This window comes from Paracoccus rhizosphaerae (assembly GCF_026162645.1).
Taxonomy (GTDB): Bacteria; Pseudomonadota; Alphaproteobacteria; order Rhodobacterales; family Rhodobacteraceae; genus Paracoccus; species Paracoccus rhizosphaerae.
The window spans coordinates 1-2,268 of sequence record NZ_JAOTBE010000145.1 but is presented as its reverse complement, the minus strand read 5'-3'; the positions used below and the strand labels follow the sequence as shown (position 1 = coordinate 2,268).

Genomic DNA, 2,268 nt, shown 5'->3' with positions numbered 1-2,268 from the left:
TCATGCCCGCCTACAACTTCGCCCGCCGCCTCAAGACCCTCGCCAGCCATGGTCCTTGGACCGATGGCGGACCATGGCTGGCCCTCACGCCTTACAAATTCATCTGCAAGATCTGGACATCAGAGCCAGACAGATTCATCCTAAACCCGATCCACCAGATGCCGGGACTGAACACCTAGGCCGTCGGTTTCTCAAAACGGCAGGGACCGAGGCTGCCGCAGGATCCCGATGACCCCGCCAGTTCCACTTCTTCTGTCCGAGGACCATGTCGCCCGCGTCGCCCCAGCCGATGGGTTGCTGCACGATCCGAACTGGCGGATGCTCGAGGATGCGGACCTCGATGCGCTGGCCGCCCGGTTGACCGAGGGCAAACCGAGGCCGATCCCGATCTTCGCCTATGGCTCTCTGATCTGGAACCCCGGTTTCGAGGTGCAGGCGCGCCGCCGCGCCACCGCAATCGGCTGGCATCGCGACTTCTCGCTGTCGTTGGAGCACTTCCGGGGCACCCCTGAAAGGCCGGGGCTGATGCTGGCGCTGGCGCCAGGCGGCACCTGCGAGGGGCTGGTGCTGGACATCGCCGAGGGCACCGAGACGGAATCGCTGCGCGCCGTCCTGCGTCGTGAACTGGTCGCGCACGAACTTTCCGCGAATGCCAGCTGGATCGAGGTTGAGACAGAGCGTGGGCGCGAAATCGCGCTGACCTTCTATGCCGGGCCGGTGGGGGCGCCGCTGGTCCAGCTGACGCTGGCGCAGCAGGCGATGCGCCTTGCCACCGCGGCGGGGCAGGCGGGGTCGGGGGCCGAATACCTGCTGCGCACCGCGCGGGGCCTGGCGGATCTGGGCATTCACGACGACTATATCTGGACGCTGCAGAAGATGGTGGCCGAGGCCATCGACGAGGCATCCTGACCGGCACTCGGCCTACTCCGCAGGCGGCATGCTCGTTCGGGGCATGTTGCGAACATCCGCGATAGGAATGCGGTACCCAGATCGTCGGCAGGCCCAGGATGTCGGCGAAGCAGTTGTTCGGCAGCGATCCAGCCAGGTTGGGCAGGATATGCGGCGGGCGCTCTGACGTTCGTGCCAGGGATGCAGCGGCGAAGTGCACCCAGTCGTCATCGGGGTCGAGGCGGATGGCGTGGAAGATGCCCCGGTCGTGGGGGACAATCCGGATCGCGCCGAAGCCATGGGTGTCTAGGTGGCGGCGAAGCGCAGGAAGGATGTCGTCAGTGTCCGTGCCGACCACGAAACGAAGCTGGCAGGTGGCGCGCGCGCTGTCGGCGATGGCGTTGACCGGCGCCTCTGGCGCGCCGGCCGTCATCGCGAGGATGGCGAAGCTGTTCCAGCCATAGGCGTGTTCGGCCGGCGTCAGGTCTTCCTTGCCCCACCAAGTATCGACGGCAGGGCCGGACGGATCCTCGATCGGCAGGTCTGCCAGCGAGCGGCGGACCGCCGGTGTCAGGCTGTCGGGCCGCCATTCGGGGATCAGGATCTGGCCGCGCCGGTCGCAGATCGAGGCCAGCGCGTGCGACAGGATCATGCCTGGCTCGGCCAGAAGCCCGCCCCAGTTGCCCGAGTGATGCGCGCCATCTCGCAGTTCCAGCACAAGGTCGAAGCTCGCCCCGCCGCGCGAGCCCATGAAGATCGTCGGCACGTCCGGCTGCAGCCGCGGCCCGTCGGACGCGATCAGCACGTCAGCGGCCAGTTCATCCTGCTGCCCCTGGAAGAACGGGGCGAGGCCGGACGATCCGATCTCTTCCGACATCTCGATCACGATCTTGACGTTGAAGCCCAAACGGCCTTCGCCGATCTGCTCATCGGGCTAACTCATGCCAGGAAGACTTGGGGCTTTGGCTTGTGTTTCCTGTATCTGCGCAATGTCCAGGGCCATGTCTGGAACCACAAACGCGTCTACCGGATCTATCGTGAGCTGGAACTGAACCTGAGGATCAGGCCTCGCAAGCGGCTGAAGCGGGAGAAGCCCGAGGAACTGGCCATGCAGGAGGCTCCCAATGCGGTCTGGTCCATGGACTTCATGGCAGATCGCCTCGGGGACGGGCGAGCCTTCCATCTTCTGAACGTCCTGGACGACTTCACCCGCGAAGGATTAAGCATTGAGGTGGACTTCTCGCTGTCGGCCGAGCGCGTCGTGGTCACGTCCGTCAAGCTGGTGTAATTTCCCGGGAGGCCTGAGGGCATGATCAGGCGGCTTTCGTGGTTATGCTGAGAATGGGGTCGATCTCCTCGGTGTCGATGCGGGCGAAGGCC

The 2,268-nt window shown here is 65.3% G+C and carries 1 protein-coding gene and 2 pseudogenes; 2 read left to right on the top strand and 1 reads right to left on the bottom strand.

What is annotated here, in order from left to right:
- The first annotated feature begins 228 nt into the window (after positions 1-228).
- Positions 229-909, top strand: a complete 681-nt coding sequence (locus OC184_RS19930) for a gamma-glutamylcyclotransferase (protein ID WP_265508923.1) — start codon at positions 229-231, stop codon at positions 907-909.
- Here OC184_RS19930 and OC184_RS19925 read toward each other — a convergent pair.
- A pseudogene (locus tag OC184_RS19925) lies at positions 902-1,801 on the bottom strand (M20 peptidase family dipeptidase); the annotation flags it as partial. The gene OC184_RS19930 and the pseudogene OC184_RS19925 sit on opposite strands and share 8 nt — an antisense overlap.
- Before the next feature lie 3 nt (positions 1,802-1,804).
- Between OC184_RS19925 and OC184_RS19920 the strand changes: the two are divergent.
- Positions 1,805-2,152 (top strand): annotated as a pseudogene (locus OC184_RS19920) (IS3 family transposase); the annotation flags it as partial.
- Positions 2,153-2,268 lie beyond the last annotated feature (116 nt).

Bases quoted from the DNA above. Each gene is read 5' to 3' on its own strand.
- OC184_RS19930 (WP_265508923.1), top strand. From the start codon at position 229: ATGACCCCGCCAGTTCCACTTCTTCTGTCCGAGGACCATGTCGCCCGC.